The 4,955-nt window shown below is 50.1% G+C and carries 6 protein-coding genes; 3 read left to right on the top strand and 3 right to left on the bottom strand.

Features of this window, described 5'->3' with window-relative positions; all coding sequences use genetic code 11:
* From mbeA to ACFPZN_RS55645, 3 genes are all read left to right on the top strand, one after another.
* Window positions 1-1,595, top strand: a 1,595-nt coding sequence (gene mbeA / locus ACFPZN_RS56865; RefSeq protein WP_465252314.1) for a plasmid mobilization relaxase MbeA, incomplete at its 5' end; no start/stop codon positions are given.
* Window positions 1,596-2,142: 547 nt separating this feature from the next.
* Window positions 2,143-2,367, top strand: coding sequence for a type II toxin-antitoxin system RelB family antitoxin (gene relB / locus ACFPZN_RS55650; protein ID WP_000879771.1), 225 nt, complete (start codon window positions 2,143-2,145; stop codon window positions 2,365-2,367).
* A gap of 34 nt (window positions 2,368-2,401) precedes the next feature.
* Window positions 2,402-2,617, top strand: coding sequence for a type II toxin-antitoxin system RelE family toxin (locus tag ACFPZN_RS55645; protein ID WP_012000841.1), 216 nt, complete (start codon window positions 2,402-2,404; stop codon window positions 2,615-2,617).
* A gap of 69 nt (window positions 2,618-2,686) precedes the next feature.
* On the opposite strand, the gene ACFPZN_RS55640 is transcribed toward ACFPZN_RS55645, so the two are convergent.
* The 3 genes from ACFPZN_RS55640 to ACFPZN_RS55630 are packed head-to-tail and all read right to left on the bottom strand — an operon-like array spanning window position 2,687 to window position 4,000.
* Entirely contained in the window at window positions 2,687-3,082 is a 396-nt protein-coding gene (locus ACFPZN_RS55640) for a hypothetical protein (protein ID WP_004198361.1), read from the bottom strand.
* Between the two features lie 20 nt (window positions 3,083-3,102).
* Entirely contained in the window at window positions 3,103-3,648 is a 546-nt protein-coding gene (locus ACFPZN_RS55635; RefSeq protein WP_023317533.1) for a hypothetical protein, read from the bottom strand.
* A gap of 25 nt (window positions 3,649-3,673) precedes the next feature.
* The gene (locus tag ACFPZN_RS55630; protein WP_050516389.1) at window positions 3,674-4,000 is read right to left on the bottom strand and encodes a hypothetical protein; all 327 of its coding nucleotides are present in this window, start codon (window positions 3,998-4,000) and stop codon (window positions 3,674-3,676) included.
* Window positions 4,001-4,955: the final 955 nt, after the last annotated feature.

The raw sequence follows: 4,955 nt of genomic DNA, 5'->3' as shown, positions 1-4,955 counted from the left end.
GGCCTTTGATGCCGAACTCGAGCGGCTGCGGCATGCCGTGCTGGAAAAGGGGGCAGACGATGATCGTTAAGTTTCATCCGCGAGGGCGAGGCGGCGGTGCCGGGCCGGTGGATTATCTGCTGGGGAAAGACCGCCAGCGCGACGGGGCCATCGTCCTGCAGGGAAAGCCGGAGGAGGTCCGGGAGCTTATCGACGCCTCGCCCTACGCCAAAAAGTACACCTCCGGCGTCCTGTCTTTTGCTGAACAGGATTTACCGCCCGGCCAGCGTGAAAAGCTGATGGCGAGCTTCGAGCGGGTTCTGATGCCCGGACTCGATAAAGACCAGTACAGCGTGCTGTGGGTTGAACACCGGGACAAGGGGCGGCTGGAACTGAATTTTCTGGTACCGAACACGGAACTGCTGACCGGCAGGCGTCTCCAGCCGTACTACGACCGGGCAGACCGTCCGCGCATCGATGCGTGGCAGACCGTGGTGAACGGGCGACTGGGGCTGCACGACCCGAACGCACCGGAGAACCGGCGCGCGCTGGTGACGCCATCTTCGTTACCCAAAACGAAGCAGGAAGCCGCAGAGGCTATTACGCGGGGCTTACTGGCCCTCGCCTCGTCAGGGGAGCTTAAAACGCGTCAGGACGTCACTGAGGCGCTGGAAAGCGCAGGTTTTGAGGTCGTGCGCACCACAAAGAGCAGCATCAGCATTGCCGACCCGGACGGAGGGCGAAACATCCGACTTAAGGGAGCCATCTATGAACAGTCTTTTAACGCTGGCGAAGGACTTAGAGCAGAAATCGAAAGCGCAGCAGCAGAGTACCGGCGAAATGCTGAAAGCCGCATTCAGCGAGCACGAGAAGTCTGTCAGAGCGGAACTGAGCGAAAGCGGGAAGAGAATCAGCGCCGCCATCCGCGCCCACGAGCAGGGTATGAGCGCGGCCATGCAGTCGAACCGCCTGAGCGTGATGCGTATGGTCGGGCGGACATGGCTGACCATCACGATGGTGTCAGGACTGCTGTTCGCCAGCCTGAGCGGGGTGTTGTGGTATCAGGGGAGCTTGATAGCGTCAAATCTGGCCGAAATCGACCGGCAGAACGCAGCGCTGTCGAAGCTGAACGCGAAGACCTGGGGCGTGACGTACCTGGAAGACAGCAACGGACGTTTTCTGGTGCTGCCGAAGGGGACGGCCGTAGACAGGACGCAGAGCTGGACGGTCGGGAACGGGCGGTCGAAGCAGAACGCGCTGAGACTGGTGAAGGAGTAAGTGCCGATGACCGAGCTGGAAAAACAGTTGCTGAGCGCATTAGAGCAGCTACAGCAGGACTACTCGAAAAGGCTGGACGAGTGGGAGAGCGCCTTCGGGGAATGGCGGAAAATGTCAGGGCTTATGCAACGGGAGAACGCGGCGCTGAGCGAGCGCGTGACGCGCTTGAGTCAGCAGGTGGAACGCTTGAGCGGGCAACTGCAGCGTTTGAGCCGGTAGTGCAGCGTCATGAGATGGCCGTGGCCGCAGAACGGGCGCACGAGCAACGGCAGCACGAAAAGGAACTGACGGAAGCGCGTTCCCGGCAGCGAAGCTATGACGGTCCGTCGCTGGGCTGAAATGCAGGAAAACAGGGTTCTCATCGGGCATTTACGCTGAAACCGGATGTCATTCACCTGGCTGCATGGCTATGCAGCCAGGTAAAATTTATCTGTCGCGAACGGGGCGGTTTATCGGGTGGTTTGTTGCCGGTTTTACCTGACTGCCACCCCGTTCGCGGCGAACCCGTCCGGGGCGGTGCGGGCAACGGGTGTTATGTTTAATCAGCGTGAACGGCAGATACAAAAAAGCCCCGGAGGGCTTTTAACTACTGACTTATTTTTTTGAAGATTTGCTGGGTTTCAATTTGTCAGTATTTCCCGGCGTTTTTTTATTGTCACGCTGGCGTTTATCAGGTTCCCCTGTTGAATCGGCAATTCGTTTCGGACCCGGCTTAAGACCCATAATCGTTATCCTTTCAATAGTTAAGAGGAAAGCCCTCAAGCTAGATATATTGACCGCGTTACGGATTATCAAGAGGGGCTAACAAGATTATTTTTTGTTCTTTTAGGTTGATTGTGGTACTGTTGATATACATGTATAGCAAATGGTGTTCGGGAGGTTTATATGCTTGCTATCCGGTTATCTGATGAGATTGAGTCCCGTCTGGACTCGCTGGCGAAGCAAACCGGCAGAACAAAGACGTTTTATGCGCGGGAAGCAATACTGGCGCATCTGGAAGACCTGGAGGATTATTATCTTTCAGCAGAAACTGCTGCACGCGTTCGCCGTGGTGATGAAGCAGTGCATTCGTCTGAAGACGTGAGGAAGTCACTTGGTCTGGACGATTAACTATTCCGATCGGGCGCTCAAATCGTTACGCAAGATGGACAAACAGAACGCACGACGGATTGTGGATTTTATGAGTTTACGCATTGCAGTTGCTGCCGATCCTCGCCAGTCAGGGAAGCCGCTCAAAGGTGAGCTGGGCGAGTTCTGGCGCTATCGGGTGGGAGATTATCGCGTTCTGTGTGAGATCCGAGATGACGAGCTTGTTATCCTTGCCGCCACGATTGGACATCGCCGCGAAGTTTACGACTGAAGCCCGCTATGCGGGCTTTTTTGATGCCGACAACAGGTATTATGGTAAATACTCGACTAACTACGTGTTCTACTGTTTGTCGGTTTTAGTTAACCAGCAGGTTGTCTTAACGATAATGTAGCCGTTATTTTTAACTAATAAGGTCATATTGTTAACGTCAGGCATAATAAAAGACATTATGGCCTCAGAGTTATCATCAGAAGCAGCTCTCTGCATTACTACTTCGATTCCCTTTTCTTTGAATCTATAAGTATCCAGTTGCCTATTAAACTTAGAAAGACCTACAACCATACTTAGTTTGTTATCTTTAACAGTAAGAGATGCTTCCTGAGTACCATTACATCGGTAGTAAGCGGTGTAACCGTCAGCAAAAGATCGACCGGGGAATATAAATGCTAGGAACGCAATTAACCAATACATAGTTGAGAATCTTGGTATTACACATTTCACTATCCTCTCTTTCATTTTTCGTTCACCATACTTTGTTATCTGATTTTTAATTTTTCTATTTTATAAACCAAGTCTCTACCAAAAAGGCGAAAATTATCCTCAAATAATAATAATTGTTTAAGAACATCCATGAAAGCAGCTGCTTCACCCTCAGTTATGGGAGCTACTCTATATAACATATAACCTGAGTTAAGGGTTTCTTTTATACTTTCTTCAATGCTCATTATAAATATTAGTGGATTATCATTTTTCTTCCCCCATGGGTTTCTAATTAATCCTTCGATGTACTCAGGTCCTTTGCGTCCTATTGCCTGCGCAATATTTTTTATTTCATCTGCGTGAGGGCTTTGTTGTACAGCTTTGTTTATGCCTGCTTGAGTGATTTTCAGAGACTCTACACCGTGTATGTTGTATGAGATAAAATGTAATAAATTAAGATGCAATGCAATTAATCCATTTTTGTTTACATCTGAGTATTTGGATAAAAAACGTAATGAAGTGTTAACTCTCCCTTGAAGCCTAACAATTGGGAGTGCTGCCTTGTATATTTCCTTCTCCGTTAAATACCGTTTAAAAAACATAATTCTCCGCCTCCGTATAGCGTGCCTATTTTATTTCGTCGTAAAACTTAGCTCTGAAATATTCCTTTAGAACCATCATGTCATTAATAATTGAATCTATCTCATCCATTTTTTCTTGGTATTCTTTTAATGGTGAAGGGAGCGGTAACTCAATATTTGAAAAGTGATTGGCGAGATAGGGATCAAGGTTTCTCATCCATTCAGGCTTTTCGCCAATGCGTTCTTCAACTGAAAGTGAACCTGATAATCTCTGGTTAATAAGATCACTTAGACTCATTTTGGTTTTATTCGAAAGCCGTTGTAAGGATTGCTTTAATCCTATATCTAGCATGATATTTGTTCTTTCTCTCATTACCCCCCCTTGCTATTGCGTTTTTTGTTGCGCACAAAGCTACCATTGCGCATTAAGAAACGCAATAAAAAAGGAGGGAGGGAGTGGTTTGTACATGATGTGCAGTGCGCTGAGGGCATCAGTGGCGGGTGTTTTTCCGTGGGATGGATGGAGCTCCGGGGATAACAGAACTGACGATCATTTAAAGGATCTTCTTGAGATCCTTTTTTTCTGCGCGTAATCTCTTGCACTGTAAACGAAAAAACCGCCTGGGGAGGCGGTTTGATCGAAGGTTAAGTCAGTTGGGGAACTGCTTAACCGGGTAACTGGGTATACGAGACCGCAGATACCAAAACTGTTCTTTCAGTGTAGCCGCAGTTAGGCACCCACTTCAAGACCTCTCAATATCTCTCTCGTATATATCCAGTTACCAATGGCTGCTGCCAGTGGCGTTTTTGCGTGTCCGTCCGGGTTGGACTCAAGATGATAGTTACCGGAAAGGGCGCAGCAGTCGGGCTGAACGGGGGGTTCGTGCATACAGCCCAGCTTGGAGCGAACGACCTAAACCGAGCCGAGATACCAGCAGCGTGAGCTATGAGAAAGCGCCACGCTTCCCGAAAGGGAAAAAGGCGGAACAGGTATCCGGTAAACGGCAGGGTCGGAACAGGAGAGCGCACGAGGGAGCCGCCGGAGAGAAATCACCGGCATCTTTAAGTCCTGTCGGGTTTCGTCCTCCTCTGACTTGAGCGTCCATTTCTGTGATGCTCGTCAGGGGAGGCGGAGCCTATGGAAAAACGGCAACGCCGCATCCTTTTCTCCGGCCCTTTCTGATTTGAGCGCCTTTGCTTTATCCCGTTATCCGTGAGTCGGTCACGCCCGCCGCAGCCGAACGGCAGGAGCGCAGCTACCGAGTGAGCGAGGAGGCGTCATTTCATCTGTCCGTCCATGGTATTGCGGACGCTCCTGAGCCACATAT

It is taken from the genome of Actinomadura rugatobispora, from assembly GCF_042656285.1.
Lineage (GTDB): Bacteria > Actinomycetota > Actinomycetes > Streptosporangiales > Streptosporangiaceae > Spirillospora > Spirillospora rugatobispora.
This window is presented reverse-complemented; position numbering and strand designations above follow the sequence as displayed.

Excerpts from the sequence above, each read along its gene's own strand:
- ACFPZN_RS55640 (WP_004198361.1), bottom strand. The coding sequence starts at position 3,082 with ATGAAAGAGAGGATAGTGAAATGTGTAATACCAAGATTCTCAACTATG.
- relB (WP_000879771.1), top strand. The coding sequence starts at position 2,143 with ATGCTTGCTATCCGGTTATCTGATGAGATTGAGTCCCGTCTGGACTCG.
- ACFPZN_RS55635 (WP_023317533.1), bottom strand. The coding sequence starts at position 3,648 with ATGTTTTTTAAACGGTATTTAACGGAGAAGGAAATATACAAGGCAGCA.
- ACFPZN_RS55645 (WP_012000841.1), top strand. The coding sequence starts at position 2,402 with ATGGACAAACAGAACGCACGACGGATTGTGGATTTTATGAGTTTACGC.
- ACFPZN_RS55630 (WP_050516389.1), bottom strand. The coding sequence starts at position 4,000 with ATGAGAGAAAGAACAAATATCATGCTAGATATAGGATTAAAGCAATCC.